The following is a 20,295-nucleotide window of genomic DNA, read 5'->3' on the forward strand; positions in this document are numbered from 1 at the left end:
AAAAGCTCTGAATGCATAAAGCATTCAGAGCTTGATTTAAAATAGCATATTCAACTATTAAGCACGAGAGATGTATTTACCTTCGCGTGTATCGATAAGTAGAACATCGCCTTCGTTAATGAAGAGTGGAACTTGAACGTTCAAGCCAGTTTCCACTGTAGCGTTTTTCGTTGCACCTTGAGCCGTGTTGCCTTTTACGCCTGGCTCTGTTTCAACAACTTTCAATTCAACGTTATTCGGCATATTGATACCAAGGATTTCACCTTGATAGCTTACAATGTTAACGATCATGTTGTCTTTCAAGAAGTTCAATTCCCATTCCAATTGATTCTTGTCCAAAGAGAATTGATCATAAGATTCATTGTCCATGAATGTATACTCGTCGCCACTGTTGTACAAGTATTGTACTTCACGGTTATCGATTTGCGCACGGCCGATTGTTTCACCTGCACGGAACGTTTTCTCTGTAACGTTGCCGTTGCGCAAGTTTTTCAATTTGGAGCGTACGAACGCAGCGCCTTTACCTGGCTTAACGTGTTGGAAATCCAGAACCGTAAAAATATCTCCATCCACTTCTACCGTCAAACCTGTTTTAAAATCGTTTACTGAAATCACTCTAAATTCCCTCCTACATGCATGGCAACCCCGATTAACCGTAATGAAATACGTTCGATGCTCAGTTACGCTACCGGTTAGATATCGGACTGAGCTGCGCCCGTCACTACATGTCTAATACGAGCAGTTGTTTCGTTGATTGTGTTATTATTTCAATCCCGTCTTCCGTAATCACAATATCGTCTTCGATACGTACACCGCCGAATCCTGGAATATAAATGCCAGGCTCCACCGTAACGGTCATACCGGGAGTTAACACCGTATCGCTTCCGAAAGCCAGCCTTGGATATTCATGAACTTCCATGCCCAAGCCATGGCCGGTGCTGTGTCCAAAGTGGTCACCATATCCATAACTCTTAATGATGTCACGAGTCAAGGCATCCGCCTCGCGTCCAGTCATTCCAGGACGGATATGTTGAAGTGCATTCAACTGCGCTTCAAGCACAATATTATAAATTTCATGATGCTTGTCTGTCGGCTTGCCTAGAACAACAGTACGAGTAATATCTGAGCAATACCCGTTGTACAAAGCACCAAAGTCAAGCTTAATGAATTCGTTGCCTTGGATGATACGGTCACTTGCAACACCGTGCGGCAATGCGGATCGCTCGCCAGATGCAACGATCGTATCGAAAGAGCTCGATGTTGCTCCGTTCTTGCGCATGAAGAACTCCATTTCAAGTGCGATATCCTTCTCGGATACACCTGGTTTGAGGAAGCCTAGAATATGGCTGAATGTACGATCTGCAAGCTGTGCGGCCTCGCGCATGATGGCCAATTCTCCCTCATCCTTAATCATGCGAAGATCTTCGATCAGCCCGCTTACAGGCACAAGCTCGATACTTTCAAGCTGAGATTGATACCCTGTATATGTTGCGAATGCCACGTGATCCTGTTCGAATCCAAGACGACTGATCTTCATGTCAGACAAAAGCTGCTTCAGCGTATCTGTCATCTTCGCGCCGTGTTCTATAACCTCAAAGTCCACAGCTTGCTGCGGCGCCTGAGTCATATAACGGAAATCCGTCATCAGCACTGCACGATTCTGCGTTATCAGCACATAGCCGGATGAACCTGTAAATCCTGTCATGTAACGACGGTTCACCGCACTTGTGATGAACATGGCTTCCAAGCCTTTCGTTCCCATTGCTTCTCTTAAACGAGTCAAACGTGATTGGCTCATCTTCTCATCATCTCCCGACTTTGCATTGTTCCGTCACTCTTGAGATTGACCTTCTGTCCGTAATGAAGACACATATTGGTGCAGAGCAGACAATCCCAACTCATAGCTTAATGCTCCGAATCCCGCAATCTGCCCTACCACTACAGGTGCAGTTACAGATACGTGTCGAAACTCTTCCCGCTTATGTATGTTGGACATATGAACTTCCACTGTCGGAATGCGGACGGCGCTTAATGCATCTCTCAGCGCATAGCTGTAATGCGTAAGTGCCCCCGGATTGATTACAATACCGTCGCATGTCCCATATGCCTCATGGATACGGTCTATGAGCGCCCCTTCATGGTTGCTTTGGAAGGATTCCAGGGTAACGCCCCAAGATGCAGCCATCTCTGTAAGCCGTGCTTCAATCGCAGCCAACGATTCGCTCCCGTAGACACCAGGCTCGCGAATGCCGAGCATATTCAAGTTCGGTCCGTTCAATAACAAGTAACAAGCCATGATGATTCCACCTCTCAAGCGTACCGTCAACAGACGAATCCTCACGTATTTTAACATACGATGCAGAAAATGAGAAGCGTCAATACAGCAAATCCCGCATGAGATCACGCATTTCGTTACATGAGCGGTTTCGGATCCCTTCGTTCTTGGAAAGCAGAACCTTCCCTCTCGGATTCCACGTTGTCTGACGAATGTACAACACCGCTGTTTGGCAGAATACCAGAATTATCGCCGCCAGATCCAGTAGAATGCTGCGCATTATCCCCTGTATACCCCGACCCACCTTTCATGTGTAATCGCTCCGCATGATCTGGCTCGCGCTCCTGCTCATTATTGAATTCAGTAGCAACTGTATAGCCGATGAACAGCCCCCAGACGAGCATGATACAAGATTCAGTCCATATCGTATTCCACGTTGTCTTCCATGCCGGAGGCGCGAGGCCAAGCAGAGGCCCAGGCGCAACATACAATAGAATCCACCATACGATCCCAAAAACAATGCCGGGTATCGGGCCTGGTACCTTGCGCAGCATAAGAGTATATACAATGGTAGCTGCAATGGAAAATAAAATGAATCCTCCCCACCCTACAAATTGACCCTGAAGTGTCATGAGATACTTATGCGGATAGAACGGCTCTACAATCATCCCCGGAATTACCGATGTAAAGTGGAAAGTATAGGCGAACCACCGAATCGCTCCCCATATTAGTCCAGCAAAAAAGCCAATTTGAACAGAAAACGATAACGGATCAGTGCGCTTGCCCTGACGTTCAGCCCTTGCTTGCCTTTCATTCATTGCCATTCCTCCCAAGTGTTCATATCAATGTGTATGTAGTATGCACCAACCTAGGCGGTTTACAATCATGGTGTGGAAAACGTCAGCAAAATTCGCTACAATAAAATTATTATAATTTCAACATAGTGAAGTGCTTTTTGCTTGGGGCACTTTCGGTACAAACACAAAGCGTTATTGCATTCAAGATGAGGATGGTGAAGCAGTTGTCAGATCAGAAAGCCATTTACGGCGGACAGGCCGTAATTGAAGGCGTAATGTTCGGCGGGAAGCATGTCAATGTGACGGCAGTCCGTCGCAAAGATAAATCCATTACGTTCTACGAAGTACCAAAGAAAGATAAGCCTTGGGTAGCAAGGTTAAAAAAAATTCCGCTTATTCGAGGCATTGTCGGTATATTCGATGCGAGCGCGAAGGGTTATCAGCATCTGAATTACGCGGCAGAGAAATACGCTGAGGATGAAGAAGGAATTGAAGCTGCTGAAGCGGGCAAGGAATCCAAGTGGAACCTGGCGATGATCGTCGGGGTCGCGGTAGTCGGCATTTTATCACTTATCTTTAGTAAAATTATTTTCACAACTGTTCCGGTTGTCATTGAAGAACTAATATTCGGGGCAACATTCAACAACATTGTGATCCACACGATTATCGAAGGGGTCATTAAAATTGCGTTCCTGCTTGGCTATCTGTGGCTTATTTCCAAAACACCTATCGTGAAACGACTATTCCAGTATCATGGCGCTGAACATAAGGTCATTACTGCATATGAAGCAGGCGTTGATTTGACAGTGAAGAATGTTCAGAAATTCAGTACACTGCATTACCGCTGCGGCAGCAGTTTTATTATTTTGTCCGTCATCGTTGGTGTCGTTATTTACTCCTTTATCCCATATGATAATTTATGGGAGCGTATTTATCCGAGGCTGCTGCTTATTCCCGTTGTCATGGGCGTCTCTTACGAATTCCTGCGGTTGACAAACGCCCTACGGGATGTGCCTGTGCTTCGATGGCTTGGCTATCCTGGGTTGTGGCTGCAGCTATTGACTACGAAGGAGCCAACTGACGATCAAGTAGAGGTGTCGATTGCTTCCTTCAATCGCATGCGCGAGCTTGATCGCGAACTGCAATCCAATCAAGCTGTATCTTAATAGCACTACTAACCTATTGACAAGAAGGGATGATGACGATGGTACGACTGCCGCGATGGTTGCTGCTCCTAATGGCTGTGCTGGTTGGAATCGGAATAGTAAGCAGCTTCACACGAGACCCTATATCCATTCTAATTCCCATCGCCATCATTGCCATTGTATTCCTCGTCTACCGGTATGGGCCGAAGAAAAATGTAAAAGTAAAGATGTCACCTCGTACAGAAGCAAAGCTGAAAGCAGCACGTACGCCACAAGCGAAGAAGCGCTTAAGGCCCCGATCACAAGCTAAGCTTACGGTTATTGAGGGCAGCAAGGCTAAGAATGAGAAAAGGCAACAGTCCAAATAATCAAAAAACAGCGCATCGATAAAGATCGTTCATCGAAGCGCTGTTTTATTTCATACCTTCATTTTTCCACAACAATGCACCTTGTACATCTTCTCATACGCTTCCCTCGTCCACTGATCAAAGAAAGCATTGCCCGCCTTCTTTCCAGACTCATACAGGGCCATGCTCTGCTCTACTGTTAGATCAAAATCTGTTGTTCCGATGCCCAGCGTTGGGATCTTAATTGTACGGAATCGATTCTGTTTATCGATATAGCGTTGATCATGTGCCGATATCATCGTGGACACCATCGCCTGAAGCATCGTAATCAAGCCTGTTATACGGTGAGGCTGCCCCTCCTGCTTCCCGACCATTTGAAAACCGATCGTCGGAATAAGCCGATTCGTGCGCGAGTCGACTTCATCATCGAACAGCCATAGTGGAAAGTTGGAGAGCATCCCGCCGTCCACAATATAGGAGAACTGCTCTGCAAACTTCTTCGTGTGGCCATGTTTTGCTTCAAATGGCGCACGAAGAATAACTGGATCAAAAAAATACGGAATGCTTGTGCTCATCCGTATAGCCCTACTAACAAGGAATTTGGATGGGTCGATTCCGTAGCTAGCAATATCGTCGGGAAGAACAAGCAGACGCCCGTTCGTAATGTCTGACGCGATAATCCGCAACTGCTCCTTTTTCAAATCCCCGAACGTCCGAATCCCTTTCTTCAATAGGCAATCATATACCCACTTCTCAAGCGCCTCACCCGAATACAACCCTTTCTTCCACAGCAAGCGCAATGCCGGCCCAGCCCACATTATTTGGAAAATGGGCGCACGCTGTAAAAAGGAAGAAAACGGCATTTCTAAAATAAGCCGCTCCATTTCTTCTGCTGTAAAACCGGCAGCAAGAAATGAGGCTACAATTGAACCTGATGAGGTGCCTGCGACACGGCGAAATGTCATCCCGTGCTGCTCCGCGGAGTGCACCGCACCCACTAACGATATTCCCTTGACTCCTCCACCCTCGAATACCGCATTGATCTGCACGGGAAGCCCCTCCTCGCACACATAAATCTTTTACTTGTATGTATGCTCGCGCAGGAGGGGATATGAATTGATTTAAATTGAATGAATGATTTGTATGATTACGGCTTGGTGCTATTTTTCTTCGTAATATTGCTTTAGCTTATCCGAAACTTGCTTTGTGTTTTTCACCAAATCAGAGGCACTGAAGAATATGCTTCCTGCAACTGTGTCTATTCTCGAATTGAACTCAAGCTGCTTAATAAGTACATCTGCGCTGCTCCAATCCGTTTCATTTGCATCAGCAAGCTTATAGGCAGCATGACCAATATACAGTTCAACTCCTGTGCCAGCTGTCTCTTTGACCCACCAATTCACTAACGTGTCATAGGAAGCAGCCTTGTGTCCGATGTGCCAATATACTTGAGGTGCAATATAATCGATCCAATGGTTCTTGATCCATGTTCTTGTATCTGCATAAAGGTTGTCGTAGCTGCTAAGTCCAGCCTTTGTTGCTGAGCCTGTTGGATCTGCGCTGGAGTTGCGCCATACCCCAAATGGACTTATGCCAAATTGTACATTTGGCTTCACCGACTTTATCTGCTTATATAGGGATTCAACGAATTCATTAACATTGTTTCTCCGCCAATCTCCCTTGTTATTGAACACTTTGTTATAGCGTTCATATGTATCATTATCCTTAAATGCTTCCTTATCTTCACCATATGGATAGAAGTAATCGTCCAAATGCACGCCATCGATATCATAGTTGTTGACAACTTCCATAATGGAATCAAGCACAAACTGGCGAGCTTCAGGTACCCCTGGATTGTAAATGAGTTTGTTCAAATGCTTTACGACCCACTCTGGATGTTCTTTTGCAGGATGACCATTTACCAGCTTGGATAAATCTCCTTGTAGACTTACGCGGTACGGGTTGAACCAAGCATGGAACTGCATGCCCCGCTTATGCGTCTCTTCCACCATGAATTTCAATGGATCATACCCTGGATCCTTGCCCTGTGTTCCTGTCAGCCATTCCGACCAAGGGAGCAGCTTCGAGGGATAAAACGCATCAGAGGTTGGCCGTACTTGAACGAACACAGCGTTAATGCCCGATTCTTGTAGCTTGTCCAGCATGCTTGTATATTGCTGCATCTGGCGTTCGGCATTAAAGCCCGATTTCTTCGGATCCTGCGGCCAATCGATATTGTAAACGGTCGATATCCAAGTTCCACGCATCGATTCTGCGTGAATCGCTTCACCGTCCTCTGATCCAATTGTGATGATGCGCTCCTGCTGATTCCAATCTACCTTTAACCCGACACTTTCACTTATGAAACGAAGTGGAACCATTGTTCGTCCAGTGCGCATTGAGGCAGATACGTCCAGCGATACATTTTGACCATCCACCTCCGCATTACTTTCACCAATAGTCAATCGAATCGTATGTCCATCCTTTCGGAACTCGACCTTACGATTTGCCTGATCCCAATCTACAGAAGCTCCAGTGGCCTCCCCAACTGCCCGAAACGGCAGCATGGTCACATTTTTGCCGGGCATCAAATAAGGTGCAACATCCGTTCGCAATTGCTTGTTGTTCACAAAAATTCGAATTTCATTGTCTGCCGCCTTCCCCGTGTACGGCATGAATGTACTTAACATAACAGCAGCAAATGTGCCGAGAAGTACCTTCTTAGCTTGATTCATCATTCTGTTTTCCTCTCCCTTGTCCATGTTGAATGAGAAAATGTGTGCTTTCATTTCCCCCTCAACTATTAGACGCAAAAAATAAAACATCTGTTTCGCAAAAAACAGATGTTTTACGAGTCATTATCCAATTCGCTTCGCAAATCGTTCAACGCTTGCAATCGCTGCGGATCTCTACGGAAGAATTCAACGAGTGTCTCGATGCAAGTAATCGAATTCCAGCTTAAATGATGTTCAATTCCTTCCACGTCTGTATAAATATGCTCGTCAGCTACACCGATCAGTGTCAAGAAGTCTTCCAGCAGTTGATGACGATCCACCAATCGCTTGCCGATCTTTTTCCCCTTGCTAGTCAGCACGAGCCCGCGATACTTCTCATAAATAAGATAATCGTCCTTATCCAGCTTCTGAATCATCTTCGTCACAGAGGAAGGGTGAACTTCCAATCCTTCTGCGATATCGGATACACGCGCATATCCTTTTTCATCAATTAGTTTATAGATGCGTTCCAAATAGTCTTCCATGCTTGGTGTAGGCATCAAGCGTCCCTCATTTCATTCCACGTTACACGACTTGTCCAAAAGCGCCTCCTGCTTATAACACGTTCCTAATTTCACATTAGACCCAAAAAACCACTTAAAAATAGGAATGGAAGCAAGCATATTCATATACGGAAATATTCGTGTATATTTAAGTTTACATGGTTTCGAGAACAAGTTCAACCTTACAACCGATTTCGATGTCATTTAATAAGTTACTAGGAGCTGCGGGATCCCGCAAAAAGACCGCGCCATCCGAAAGAAATAGAGGGTCGCGGTCTCAGAATAAATGCCAGATTATGTAATCCCTTCATTTACGTAAGTCTTCTCATCCAATCCGGTGTAATTTGCTGCAGCCAGATGTTGAGTTGGCTCAAGTGGTCTGTGAACAAGAGTACACCCATGACGATCATAATCGCCCCGCCTATCTTCATCATCACGCCTGAATATTTCGTAAGCCATCGGGTGGAACCAATAAAGAAGGATAGAATGAAGAAAGGCAATCCAAAACCAATACAATAAGCAGTAATCATCAAAAGTCCTGTGCTCGGCTCCGAGGCACTAAGTGAAATAATCGCAGTTAAAATCGGGCCAATACAAGGCGACCATCCCGCGGAAAATCCCATTCCGAACAAAAAAGACCCAAAGTAGCCGCTCTTCTGCCCAAAGTTCATCTTACGTTCCTTCATTAAGAGCTGTGGTTGAAATACTCCGAGTAGTACAAGTCCCATAATAATAATGAAAATAGCTGATATTTGACGAATTAAATCCCGGTATTCAGCCAAGAAGGAACCAATTAACGTTGCACCCAAGCCCAGCGTGTAGAAGACTACACTAATGCCAAGGATGAAAAACAAGGTGTGTGTAATCGTTTTCCAACGCACTTCACGTTTATTTTGCTTATCCTTCAATTGGCCGACAGACATACCTGTAATGATAGAAATATACGTTGGATATAGTGGCAAACAGCATGGAGATATAAAGGATACTAATCCAGCCCAAAATGCTATCCATACCGTAATATGACCCAACCGCTTCGCCTCCCCGTATTAGTCGCTGCCCTAGCAGGAGGAGGACAGATGCTGCTTCACACCCGAATTCCTCTTCTTGCTATCAATGTCAATATTAACACGGCAATGAGCAATAGGACAATCGTAGCTCCTGGAGCCAAATTCCAAATTCCTGCCGTCAGCAAGCCGCCGACAACAGCAGCTTCAGCTACGAGTACGGAAACGGTAACAGACTGCCTGAAGCCTTTAGCTACAAATAAACTAATTGCAACAGGTATTGTTAACAAGGCGGATACGAGAAGCGCACCGACAATTTTGATCGCAGCACTAATGACAAGTGCGGTCAGCACCGTTACAGCAATATTGAGCATTCGCACAGGAAGACCATTTACCGCGGCTGCATCTTCATCGAATGTAAGCAGGAACATCTCCTTGAAGAATAGAAGCAGGAACACAATTACAATAAGGGTGACTACCCCAACAACAATTAAGTCCGTACCATTCAACGTATAGATACTGCCGAACAAATAGTTATTCACATTGGCACTAAAGTTCATTCCTAATGTAAAGAAGAGCGATGCCAATGCAACACCGCCTGACATGATGACGGCTATAGATAGCTCTGCATATGTTTTGTAAGCCTTGCGCAGCTTCTCAATCGCAATCGCCCCAATAAGCGCAAATACCAAGCCCATGGCGAGCGGGTACACACCTAGCAGAAATCCGAGAGCGACCCCAGCGATTGTAACATGAGCCAGCGTATCGCCTATCATAGACAAACGACGCAGTACAAGGAACATTCCCATAAGCGGCCCAATGGCGCCGATCAATAAACCTCCGATCAGAGCTCGTATAAAAAAATCAGATTGTATGATGTCCAGCAATGACAACGTCCCCTTTATTTCAATTCCAGGCAAAGCACGGCACTGTTTCCGTTAAAGCACGCCATGTGCCAAATCCGGTTCCGAGCATTGCACATTGTGCGAATGCTTCACGTAAAAGTTCAGCTTGCCGCATGTTCCCTTCGGATCGCAGCCGAGCCATGAATTTACAAGATCCATATCGTGAGACACCATAACAAATGTCATATGATGATGTTCATGCAAATGCTGCAGCAGATTGAAAAAGTCCTTTTGCGTTTCCGTATCGATGCCTACGGTTGGCTCATCCAGAATAAGCAGCTCCGGTTTGTTCACCATTGCTCGCGCTAAAAATACCCGCTGCTGCTGTCCACCTGATAGCTGACCGATTCGCTTATCCGCCAAATCCTCTACCCTCATCACACGCATCGCATCGCGGCATTGATTGATTTCCTCCTGCTTCAGCCGCCGAAACATACGCCGGCGATTGTACATGCCGGATTGCACAACCTCCATCACAGTAGCTGGAAATAGAGGGTTAAAGGAGTTCTTCTGCGGTACATAGCCAATCCGATCCCATTCTTTGAACCGATTGATCGGCGTACCGAACAGATTAATCTGCCCTGATGTCGGCTTGAGCAGACCCACCATAAGTCGTAACAGCGTCGTTTTGCCGGCGCCATTCGTACCGATGACGCCTACAAAATCCCGTTCGTATACTGTGAAGTTGACATCACGTAGAACCGATTGTCCTTCATAGTTGAAGCCAACATTCTCTATTGATATCACCTGATTGTGGCAGGTGTCCGTCACATTCATCATTGTGCCCTCTCTCTTCCTTGCACGTTCCATTCTTGCGTGCAATTGTCCTTAGCAGACTGTGATCCATTACTCCATTTATTGTAGCGCGACAAGGAGATTTTGCAAGTTGCGTTCCATTAGCGTCAAGTAATTATCACCTTGTTCAGCTTGCTGTTTTGTCAGCCCCTCAAGAGGGTTCAGTACTAATGTGCTCACACCCGCTTCACCAGCCAATGTATTCGCTAATTGATCCGACACAAGCTCCTCAAAGAATACGTACTTCAAGCCCTTTTCCTTCACTAACTTCGATAGCTTCACCAAATCCTGCGCTCTCGGCTCAGCATCTGGAGTGATGCCCATTATCGCATGCTGAGTCAATCCATAATCGCGGCACAAGTAGCCAAACGCATGATGAGATACAACGATTTCGCGCTGCTTCAAAGAGCTTAGCTTATCCGAATATGATTTATCAATCAATTCAATTTTCGTTCTTAACTTCTCATAATTTGCTTCATACTCGCTCTTATGTGCTCCATCAGTCTGAATAAGTGCATCCTTAACATTGCTTGCCATCGTTAGCGCAGACTTAGGACTAACCCAAGTATGGGGATCAGTGCTTCCATGGTCGTGACCGTGCTCATGCCCATGCTCGTTCTCGGACGCTTCACCCTCACCTTCATGATGATCATGCTCGCTTCCATCTGCTTCAATAAGCGGAATTCCTTTACTTACTTCGAGTATCTTCACTTGGGAAGAGGAATCCAAGCCCTTCGTGAAGTCGTCCAGCCAAGTTTCAAAACCTGCACCATTCACCAGCAGCAGTTGTGCATTTGAAGCATTATGCAAGTCGCGGCTCTTTGGTGTCCAATCGTGCGGCTCAATTCCAGTTGGAATCAAATTAATCGTATTTACATGCTCGCCGCCAATCTGTTCAGTAAGGAAAGCAATGGGATAAAAGCTTGTAACGACATTCAGTTTCCCTTCAACAATACTAGACTGCGTTCCTTGCGTACAGCCTGCCAAAATCAAAGCGAGGCCGCACAAAGCTAGTAAGGAATGGCGCAGTTTTTTATATTTGCTCATTAGCTTCATCAAATAACTCCTTCTGCGTAAGTATGTATCGTACGCATGTTGATTTTCTGTAATTCGTAATGATTACTATTAAGATTATAAAAAGGCTTCTGTCCCTTGTCAATCCTTACTTTTCAAATAAACAACATTACTCTTCTTCATCCCATATTAAAATAGAGGTTACAACATTGTAAGGTACTCTCTTTCATGTTACTCTTTGACATCATTGATAGACGATACTAATATGATAGAGTGTCTGTTCCTTTTTATCTGACACCATTACAAATTTTAAAAGATGAATTAAGGAGTGAATGATTTGGATTGGATAGAATGGCTGAAATATGCCGTACTCGGATTGGTACAGGGTTTCACTGAGCCAATACCAGTATCGTCGAGCGGTCATTTGGTTATCGTTGAGCGACTATTCGGATTACATATCGAAGGACTCGGTTTTGAGGTGCTTGTCAATTTTGCCTCCTTGCTAGCTATTTTGCTCATTTATCGCAAAGATATCGTACGATTGGCCGTGAATACGTTCCGCTTCCTGTTCACACGCGCTCAGGATGCCAAAGATGACTTCATGTTCGTTATTTATTTGATACTCGCTACGATCCCAGCAGGGATTATCGGGGTCGTGTTTAAAGATACGATAGCTGATGTATTCAAGGGCGTTAAAGTTATCGGTGTTACATTGCTCGTAACCGCACTTGCTCTGTGGTTAATTCGCAACTTGCGCGGTCGTAAAGGGGATAAGGATTTATCCTTCGGCGAAACGTTCATCGTAGGTTTGGCGCAAGCCGTAGCTCTCATCCCAGGCATTAGCCGTTCCGGCTCGACCATCGTTGCTGCAATGGCTCTTGGCTGGAAACAGGAAACAGCGCTACGCTTCTCCTTCTTCCTGTACATTCCGGTTAGCGTTGGAAGCATGATTCTCGAAGGCAAAGATATGATTAAGGATCCGACACTTGGACAAATGATGATTCCTTATTTGCTCGCCTTCCTATGTTCCTTTGTCGCTTCTTACTTTGCCTTAAAATGGTTCATGGGCATTATGGCTCGCGGCAACCTGAAATGGTTCTCACTTTATTGTGTACTTGCAGGGCTGTTCGTCCTATTCTTTGTTAATTAAAAATTGTTCGACAAAAGAAAAGGCCGGGATCATTCGATCCCGGCCTTTTTCATATATGATTAGCGGGCCTTCACGTTCCCGCCATTGTAATTGTAATTCGGTATAATCATGATCAACTTGTGATGATCGTTACTTTACAATCGCACCGTTCGGCATGCTGTCTGGTACGGTAGCAAGCGTTAATTGACCATCCTTCGAAGCAGCCAAAATCATGCCTTGGGACATAACACCACGCAGCTTCACAGGCTTCAAGTTCGCTACACAGATTACTTTGCGTCCGATCAGCTCTTCCGGTTTATAATATTGTGCGATTCCAGATACAACCTGACGCTGTTCATACCCCATATCCAATTCCAAGCGCAGAAGCTTATCTGCCTTAGGTACAGGCTCACAATGCGTAACCTGAGCAACACGCAGCTCTACCTTGGCAAAATCGTCAATTGAAATTTCTTCCTTCACATCATCAGGCTTAGCTGACACAGTCTCTCCTGAGCCTGCATTTTTGTCTGCCTTTGCCTTAGCTGATTCTTCAACTGCTGGCTCTGCCTTCTTGCCGCCATTCATCGATTCCGCAATAATTTGTACCTCTTCTGCCACTTCTAGACGAGGGAAGATTGGATCGCCCTTCACAACTTTCGTACCACTCGGGATTGCTCCAAATGTGCGGACAGATTCCCAAGCCGTAATTGCACCGGCCTCCAAACCGAGCTGACCCCATATTTTCGTTGGAGCTTGTGTCAAGAATGGCTGCAGCAAAATGGAGGAGATGCGAAGGCTTTCGGCCAAATGCGACATTACCGAAGCCAGCTCACTACGCTTCGACTCATCCTTCGCAAGCGCCCATGGTTGTGTCTCATCAATATATTTGTTTGTGCGGCTAATGAACTGCCAAATGGCAGTCAACGCCACGGAGAATTCCATATCCTCCATAGCTGCTTCCACCTTATCAACGGTCTGTGCAGCAAAGGCCGCAATCTCGCCGTCGAAGGCAGTCACTTGACCCGCATAGGCAGGAATTTCACCGTCAAAGTACTTTTGAATCATGGCAACGGTACGGTTAAGTAAGTTCCCCAAATCGTTAGCTAAATCGAAGTTAATACGCTCAACAAATCCTTCTGGCGTAAATGTTCCATCAGAACCGAACGGCACCTCACGAAGCAAGTAGTAACGCAGCGCGTCCAAACCATAACGATCGATCAGCATAACCGGGTCGACAACGTTGCCTTTGGACTTGGACATTTTGCCGTCCTTCATTAACAGCCATCCATGTCCAAAAACTTTCTTCGGAAGCGGAAGATCAAGCGCCATCAGCATAATTGGCCAGTAAATGGTATGGAAGCGAATGATCTCTTTTCCAACCAAATGAACATCGGCCGGCCAATACTTCTGATACAACTCGTCATTGTCCGAACCGTAGCCGAGTGCCGAAATATAGTTGGAAAGCGCATCGATCCATACATAAACGACATGCTTCGGATCTCCCTTAACTTTAACGCCCCAGTCAAAAGACGTACGGGAAACAGCAAGGTCTTCCAAGCCCGGCTTAATGAAGTTGTTAATCATTTCGTTTTTGCGGGACTCCGGCTGAATGAACTCTGGATTCGCTTCATAGAATTCGAGCAGTCGATCCGCATATTTGCTCATCCGGAAGAAATAGCTCTCTTCCTTTACCAGCTCCACGGGACGGCCGCAATCCGGGCAGTTGCCGTTATCGAGCTGACGCTCAGTGAAGAACGATTCACACGGTGTACAATACCAGCCTTCATAAGCCCCCTTGTAAATGTCTCCTTGCTGAACCAAGCGGTCAAAAATCTCTTGAACGACCTTCTTATGGCGTTCTTCTGTCGTACGGATAAAATCGTCATACGAAATATCGAGCTTATTCCACAGTTCCTTGATCCCACTGACAATATTATCTACAAACTGCTGTGGGGTAACCCCTGCATCTTGTGCTTTGCGTTCAATCTTCTGCCCGTGCTCGTCTGTACCCGTCAAATAGCGGACATCGTAGCCGCGCAACCGCTTATAGCGAGCCATTGCGTCCCCTGCTACCGTTGTATACGCATGGCCGATATGCAGCTTGTCACTTGGATAATAAATAGGTGTTGTTAGGTAAAAAGTGTTTCGTTTTTGACTCATTGTTCGTTCATCCTCCTCAGCATAAGCTTCTTCGTGGAAGCATATCCGATGTTGTCCTTTATGCACTTCTAAAAAACAGAAAAAGCCCTCGCCCAGCTTGGGACGAGAGCTATATCTCACGTGGTACCACCCAATATTCCCGCCTGCGTATGGAACATCAGACGGCTTCATTGTGACCAGAATGCAGTCCGGCCAAGCATTCGTTAACGGGAATGATGCGCCGACAGCTTGCGGCAATAGCCGTTTAGGACAGCTTGCTCGCTCACTATCGGTTCCTCCCGGACCATGTTCAGAAGAGCTTCCATACCGGCTTCCAGCAATTCCGGCTCTCTGTAATGGATTTCTCAGCTTACTTATCCGTTCCTCGGAGATATTGATTTCCAATTATGTGCATCCTACAACTAATCTTCAATATAAATCACGAACTGTCCCTCTGTCAAGGACGCTTCGGCGGAACCTTATCTACTCCTCCGGGATGGAAAGGATGACATTTGACTATTCGCTTTACGGTTAGCCAACTCCCCTTCCATGGCCCATGAACCTCCAGTGCTTCCATCGCGTATGTAGAACAGGTTGGATAGAAGCGGCAAGTGGGCGGCTTCAATGGAGATATCCATTTGCGATACGCCCTGACCGGAGCCTGGGCGATTCTTGTTCCCAAGCTGCGTCTACTACGAGGAGCAGACTCATGATTATGATGTCCATCTTCATCTTTGGAACAGCATGACTTATTTCCATCTACCTTCATAGAGCATTCCCACTCGTATTCGGAGCAGGCAATGATGTATGAGTGTCCTTGTCGGTGCAAGCAGCACAATATCCGAACACTTCGAATTTATGCTGAACGACCTGAAATTTTTCAGGGACATCTGTTTGTGACATTGGACAGAAATGAATCGGATAAGTCTTCTCACACTGCAAACAGATCATATGATGATGATGATGCCCATCCGCACAAGTTACCCGGAACTTGACTCCATCCTCGAACACGACCTGTTCCAATATTCCCAGATCGAACATAATTCGCAAGTTGCGGTATACCGTATCAAAGCTTAAGCCAGTATAACGCTTCCCCATAAATTCGTATACATCTTTTGGTGTTAAATATCCATCTGTGTCAGCAAACAGTTTCGCCAAGGTTCGACGCTGATCCGTAATTCTCATTCCTGAATCAGCCATTTTCTCTATGATTTGCTCTGTCTTTAGCATCGAAGTCCCTCCTCTATGATGTGGAACCCGTCTCTATTATAATGCGCTATTCCATGCTGTAAAGTCAAACGTGAAGTATAGAAAAAGGACTGCCCCCGCTCCAATGGAAGTCAGGACAGTCCGCTTAAAATCGGATATGCAAATAGGTCTACGAATTTAAATGAATATTGTCATTATTGCATGATAAATGCGAATTAGGATTTCGGTTTAGGAAGCGGTGTGAATACCAAATTAACTGGCAAATTGCTTCCTGCCGCCGAAGAGAACAGTAATTCGACTGATTCCTCATAATCGCCAGTGCGATATAAGACACTTGCTTCATTTGCGCCTTTTAATGAACCGTTCGTTGGCGTTTGTACGGTTTTACCATTAACAAACATGCCTCCTGAATACGATCCTCCACGTGAATTGAAGGAGATAAGAGTATGAGGCGCTACCTTATTCATACGGATTCGGTACAGCACGCCATAATTTCCTTTATTGCGTTGATCTTCCAGCGTAATCATGTCACTACCCGCTATATCTTGTTCAGCATCAGCAAGTATAAGGCGACTAACTTGTTCGCCAACCGTTTCATCCACAGTTAAAGTTATATCTGCATTATCATATGTGCCACGGATATGTTCGTCCTTATCCAGGAACGGCAAAGTCGGCAATGCTTTGAACACATCTTTATCTGCATCGATACCAACGACTGTATATTCAACCATGCTGTCCGCATAGACATCAGCGTAAAGGGTAAATACTTGCCCCGGCTTGAATGAGATTTGGTTCAATTCAGGAACAATAATCTTCATTTCGTTCGGTTTCAAAGTCGTTTCAGTCGTCTTTTCTTCTGCGAAGGATTCGAAATAACGAACAGTTCCCATCTTACCCGTCTGCTGCGGGCTAGTGCTCGGCCCGGCGATACCCATATGCTGTACGGTCAAGGTAGAAGTGTGATCTGAGATATTTTGAGCCAAAATATAAAATCTCATATTTTTATTAGATTTAGAGTTATTAATATGGTGGGCGAATACTCGTGCTCCCCCCGCAACTCTATCTTGATATAGAATCCCGTCTGCTTTTACATTTTCTGGGCTGTTCGAGCGATACAGCGTGCGTCTTTCTGTCGAAATTTTCGGCTTTATCACTTGCATGCTCAGAACCGAAGTCCCATCTATCGGATAGATGTCTCCAGCCGGGGTAAATAATCTGTTAAAATCATCGAACGAGTACAATACTTCATCCGTTATGTTAATCGTTTGGCTAACTTCAGCCGTTAGACCATATTTGTTCGTCACTTTCAGCGTAATCGTCTTCTCGCCAGGCTCGAAGAATGCCGGTTGTTTGTTCGTCCACTCGCGCTTCAAGTTCGTATCTTCTTCATCCGTACTCAAATCATCATAATTGATAGGCTCACCCATTTTATATGTTGTCTTATCTGTACGGAAGCTTGCTACCGGCGGCGTATGCGGCTTCTGGACATTGATTGTTTGGGAATACGGATCACTCCACTCTCCATCCTCATCACGTACGCGCAATGTAATGGTATACGTACCTGGCTGGTCGTAGATTTCTTGCAATCCCTCCCAGTCCGTTTCAACAATTTGACGGCCGAGCGGATGTGTCGATTGATCCGTTATCGTTACGCGGGTTTCACCTGCAATGATATCCGTTTCGTTGACTTTGAACTTCGCAACAGGCTGCGCACTAAGCTGAATGATGATACGCTTGCTTGCTTGCTCCCACTTATAAGGAATTCCCATTGCATCCATCGCTGAAGTTACAGGAACCATGAACACATCTTTTTGAATATAGGAAGCGCCCTTCATTTTTGTTGGTACGCCATTTACACGATAATCTGCACTGCCCATTTTGTAGCGCAGCTCTTTATCACCGTTTTTGATGATCGTTTCCTTCGTTTTGTTGTCAAAATCCAATTTGAATCCAAAACGATCAATCAACGAACGAATCGCGATATAGGATACACCTTTCTTGATGGTAATTGGCTGTGGAGACGTGTATTCATTTCCGTCTTGATAAATTTTATTGCTGTCAGCTATCAGGACTACGACATTCTTGTCATACTCCCCAGGCAGTACAGGCTGAACACGTGCTTGGGATACTTGTTGTTTATCTTGGCTGTTTAACTGCTTATCTTGCTGAACGTCTTGATTCTCATCTTGTTGCTTACTATTATCTTCTGTTGTGCTCGTAGATGTATTGGCATCGACTGCACCACTTACCTCAGTTCCTGTCGTTCCCTCTGCTGCAAAGACAGGAATTACTGTGAACAATTGCACTGCGGCTACACAGGCAACGAAAAACTTTTTCCAAGATTTCATAGTAAACGTCCTACTCCTCATCCATCTTTTATTCGAAATGTTAACGCATTCTGTATGATTGAACATAGTAATAGACGCACGACTTTACGAAAAGTTTCTATTTTGGCATTCTTTTTTTCAGGAATAATTAATGTAAGTAAATTTTTAGTCATCATTCTAGCAAACACCATTTTTCATTCCATTTGTCCGAAAAAAATAAAAGACCTGCACCTTCGGTACAGGTTCTGAGATGGGTTCTATTTACTTGTTACAAAAAGAAGCGCTATGTCCAAATGAATATTGTTCAGAGATCGTAACTGGCAGCTTGCCCTTTGGCTCTGTTATGCCTAGAAGCACATTTCCCAATGCCTTCATTGCGGCAGGTCGATTTTCATAGCAGCACAAATACGTAGGTGCATCCGGGAATTGATTCAGGTCATATGGATTACGAGTCGATGCAACCACAACACGTATGCTGCTGCGTGCCAGTAAAGCGTTTACAACATCCACCTGTCCTTGATGCAACGTCGACACTGGATTGTAAGTCAAAACAACAATTTGACTATATCCTTCCGTATTCGCCAGAATTTCATTTACCTCAAAAGGCTCTGGATCATTATTGATACGCAGTATCTCCACATGTTGCATATGCGGTTCTAGTGCAGAGGCCAGTGTGTACTCCTGTACAATAAGATCATCTACCTCGGAGCGCGTACGTACCTGAGGCCAAATGACAAGTGTTTTTGCACTACGATCTAGAGGCAATGCTCCCGCATCATCCTTTACAAGCGTTGTACTATCTTCGAACATCTGATCGACCGACGCCTTGGATTCAGGTGTTCCAAGGTAAGCGAAGAAATCAGCAGCGACTTCGCTATTTTCTCCCATATGACGCTTATTCTTCAATGTGATAATGCGATCAATTGATTCGTCGATCCGAGATTCGGCAATACGCCCCGAACGTACAGCTTCGCATAATGCTTGAATGGATGCTACTTGCTCTTCGTACGTATGGCTGACAAGCAATATATCTGCACCCGCTTCCACTGCACGAACCGCACCTTCCGCCACACCGACTTCCTTCGATATCGCATGCATTTCCAAGCAATCCGTTACGATCAAGCCATGATAGCCTAACCGCTGACGAAGCAGCTTCGTCAACACATTATATGACAGGGTTGCTGGAATCGCATTCGGCTCAAATGCCGGGAAAATTACATGAGCGGTCATAATGCAATCTACGCCTTCTCGAATCGCTTGGACAAACGGTGCAAGCTCTACAGCAACAAGGCGTTCTTCATCATGCGGTACAGCGGCAAGCCCGTGATGTGAATCGACAGCCGTATCCCCATGTCCCGGGAAATGTTTGGCTGTTGCCGCTACATTTGCCTCCTGAAGTCCACGAATTTGTGCAGTTCCAAGCTCGGCAACCAGATCAGGACGCTCACTGTACGAACGAACGCCAATCACCGGATTCTCAGGATTGTTGTTCACATCAAGACTTGGAGCAAAGTTCATGTTAATGCCAAGCCGCAACAATTCCTCCCCGCAAATATGCGCAGCTTGATAAGCGTGCTCAGCACTGCGAGTCGCGCCAATTGTCATATTGCCTGGAATAAGCGTAATATCATCCCAGTCAATGCGGGCAACCATACCGCCTTCTTGGTCAATACTGATAAACAGCGGTATATTCGTCTGCTCCCGTGAAATCTCCTGCAGTTGATGAGACAATGCACTGACCTGTTCTTTGCTCTCAACATTGCGGCGGAAGTAAATAATACCTCCAACATGATACTCCTTAATCAAGGAGCGAATATTGTCATTTACCTCGGTCGTTGCAAAGCCGCACATCACCATTTGGCCGATCTTTTGCTCAAGCGTCAGTTGAAGTTTACTCATCTTACTCATCCCATCCTTTTCGTATAGTGAAAC

Annotated in this window: 19 protein-coding genes; 3 read left to right on the forward strand and 16 right to left on the reverse strand. The window is 45.4% G+C overall.

All coding sequences use genetic code 11. The features are described 5' to 3' along the window. Positions 1–57: 57 nt before the first annotated feature. The 4 genes from efp to ACQ5BJ_RS06065 all read right to left on the reverse strand — a co-directional run bounded on the left by efp (position 58) and on the right by ACQ5BJ_RS06065 (position 3,093). Positions 58–615, reverse strand: coding sequence for an elongation factor P (efp, locus tag ACQ5BJ_RS06050; protein WP_005546685.1), 558 nt, complete (start codon positions 613–615; stop codon positions 58–60). A 106-nt stretch (positions 616–721) separates the two neighbouring features. Beyond that, positions 722–1,798 (reverse strand): M24 family metallopeptidase, encoded by a 1,077-nt coding sequence (locus ACQ5BJ_RS06055; protein WP_005546684.1) that lies wholly within the window; start codon positions 1,796–1,798, stop codon positions 722–724. A gap of 33 nt (positions 1,799–1,831) precedes the next feature. Beyond that, a complete protein-coding gene (gene aroQ / locus ACQ5BJ_RS06060) occupies positions 1,832–2,296 on the reverse strand; it encodes a type II 3-dehydroquinate dehydratase (protein WP_005546683.1) in 465 nt (154 codons plus the stop codon). 116 nt (positions 2,297–2,412) lie between these two features. Further along, positions 2,413–3,093, reverse strand: a complete 681-nt coding sequence (locus ACQ5BJ_RS06065; RefSeq protein WP_005546682.1) for a YqhR family membrane protein — start codon at positions 3,091–3,093, stop codon at positions 2,413–2,415. 191 nt (positions 3,094–3,284) lie between these two features. Here ACQ5BJ_RS06065 and ACQ5BJ_RS06070 point away from each other — a divergent pair, with 191 nt between their 5' ends. Then, entirely contained in the window at positions 3,285–4,238 is a 954-nt protein-coding gene (locus ACQ5BJ_RS06070) for a DUF1385 domain-containing protein (protein ID WP_268598115.1), read from the forward strand. 38 nt (positions 4,239–4,276) lie between these two features. Then, a complete protein-coding gene (locus tag ACQ5BJ_RS06075; RefSeq protein WP_163976989.1) occupies positions 4,277–4,585 on the forward strand; it encodes a hypothetical protein in 309 nt (102 codons plus the stop codon). A gap of 50 nt (positions 4,586–4,635) precedes the next feature. Here ACQ5BJ_RS06075 and ACQ5BJ_RS06080 read toward each other — a convergent pair whose 3' ends face one another. The 7 genes from ACQ5BJ_RS06080 to ACQ5BJ_RS06110 all read right to left on the reverse strand — a co-directional run bounded on the left by ACQ5BJ_RS06080 (position 4,636) and on the right by ACQ5BJ_RS06110 (position 11,601). Next, complete coding sequence (locus ACQ5BJ_RS06080) at positions 4,636–5,613, reverse strand: patatin-like phospholipase family protein (RefSeq protein WP_268622768.1); 978 nt, start codon at positions 5,611–5,613, stop codon at positions 4,636–4,638. Positions 5,614–5,724: 111 nt separating this feature from the next. Further along, positions 5,725–7,299: a family 10 glycosylhydrolase gene (locus ACQ5BJ_RS06085; RefSeq protein ID WP_430109446.1), complete on the reverse strand. Its 1,575-nt coding sequence runs from the start codon at positions 7,297–7,299 to the stop codon at positions 5,725–5,727. A gap of 113 nt (positions 7,300–7,412) precedes the next feature. Further along, entirely contained in the window at positions 7,413–7,838 is a 426-nt protein-coding gene (gene mntR, locus ACQ5BJ_RS06090; protein ID WP_005546673.1) for a transcriptional regulator MntR, read from the reverse strand. 314 nt (positions 7,839–8,152) lie between these two features. After that, positions 8,153–8,869, reverse strand: coding sequence for a cytochrome c biogenesis CcdA family protein (locus tag ACQ5BJ_RS06095; protein WP_005546671.1), 717 nt, complete (start codon positions 8,867–8,869; stop codon positions 8,153–8,155). Positions 8,870–8,925: 56 nt separating this feature from the next. Further along, positions 8,926–9,732, reverse strand: a complete 807-nt coding sequence (locus ACQ5BJ_RS06100; RefSeq protein ID WP_040735826.1) for a metal ABC transporter permease — start codon at positions 9,730–9,732, stop codon at positions 8,926–8,928. 51 nt (positions 9,733–9,783) lie between these two features. Then, positions 9,784–10,530, reverse strand: coding sequence for a metal ABC transporter ATP-binding protein (locus ACQ5BJ_RS06105; protein WP_005546667.1), 747 nt, complete (start codon positions 10,528–10,530; stop codon positions 9,784–9,786). 75 nt (positions 10,531–10,605) lie between these two features. Continuing rightward, on the reverse strand, positions 10,606–11,601 hold the full coding sequence (locus ACQ5BJ_RS06110) for a metal ABC transporter solute-binding protein, Zn/Mn family (RefSeq protein WP_005546666.1): 996 nt from the start codon (positions 11,599–11,601) through the stop codon (positions 10,606–10,608). Positions 11,602–11,896: 295 nt separating this feature from the next. On the opposite strand from ACQ5BJ_RS06110, the gene ACQ5BJ_RS06115 reads away from it, so the two are divergent. Further along, positions 11,897–12,709, forward strand: coding sequence for an undecaprenyl-diphosphate phosphatase (locus ACQ5BJ_RS06115; protein ID WP_005546664.1), 813 nt, complete (start codon positions 11,897–11,899; stop codon positions 12,707–12,709). A gap of 129 nt (positions 12,710–12,838) precedes the next feature. On the opposite strand, the gene metG is transcribed toward ACQ5BJ_RS06115, so the two are convergent. The 5 genes from metG to nagZ all read right to left on the reverse strand — a co-directional run bounded on the left by metG (position 12,839) and on the right by nagZ (position 20,262). Continuing rightward, positions 12,839–14,848 (reverse strand): methionine--tRNA ligase, encoded by a 2,010-nt coding sequence (metG, locus tag ACQ5BJ_RS06120; RefSeq protein ID WP_430109449.1) that lies wholly within the window; start codon positions 14,846–14,848, stop codon positions 12,839–12,841. A 436-nt stretch (positions 14,849–15,284) separates the two neighbouring features. Then, positions 15,285–15,509, reverse strand: a complete 225-nt coding sequence (gene yidD / locus ACQ5BJ_RS06125; RefSeq protein WP_206703743.1) for a membrane protein insertion efficiency factor YidD — start codon at positions 15,507–15,509, stop codon at positions 15,285–15,287. A gap of 83 nt (positions 15,510–15,592) precedes the next feature. Then, positions 15,593–16,057 carry a Fur family transcriptional regulator gene (locus tag ACQ5BJ_RS06130; RefSeq protein WP_005546658.1) on the reverse strand — a complete coding sequence of 155 codons (465 nt, stop codon included), beginning with the start codon at positions 16,055–16,057 and terminating at the stop codon, positions 15,593–15,595. Between the two features lie 194 nt (positions 16,058–16,251). Continuing rightward, complete coding sequence (locus ACQ5BJ_RS06135; RefSeq protein WP_005546656.1) at positions 16,252–18,384, reverse strand: stalk domain-containing protein; 2,133 nt, start codon at positions 18,382–18,384, stop codon at positions 16,252–16,254. Between the two features lie 240 nt (positions 18,385–18,624). Then, a complete protein-coding gene (gene nagZ, locus ACQ5BJ_RS06140) occupies positions 18,625–20,262 on the reverse strand; it encodes a beta-N-acetylhexosaminidase (RefSeq protein ID WP_005546654.1) in 1,638 nt (545 codons plus the stop codon). Positions 20,263–20,295: the final 33 nt, after the last annotated feature.

Source organism: Paenibacillus sp. B1-35, assembly GCF_050474385.1.
Classification (GTDB): domain Bacteria; phylum Bacillota; class Bacilli; order Paenibacillales; family Paenibacillaceae; genus Paenibacillus_B; species Paenibacillus_B alvei.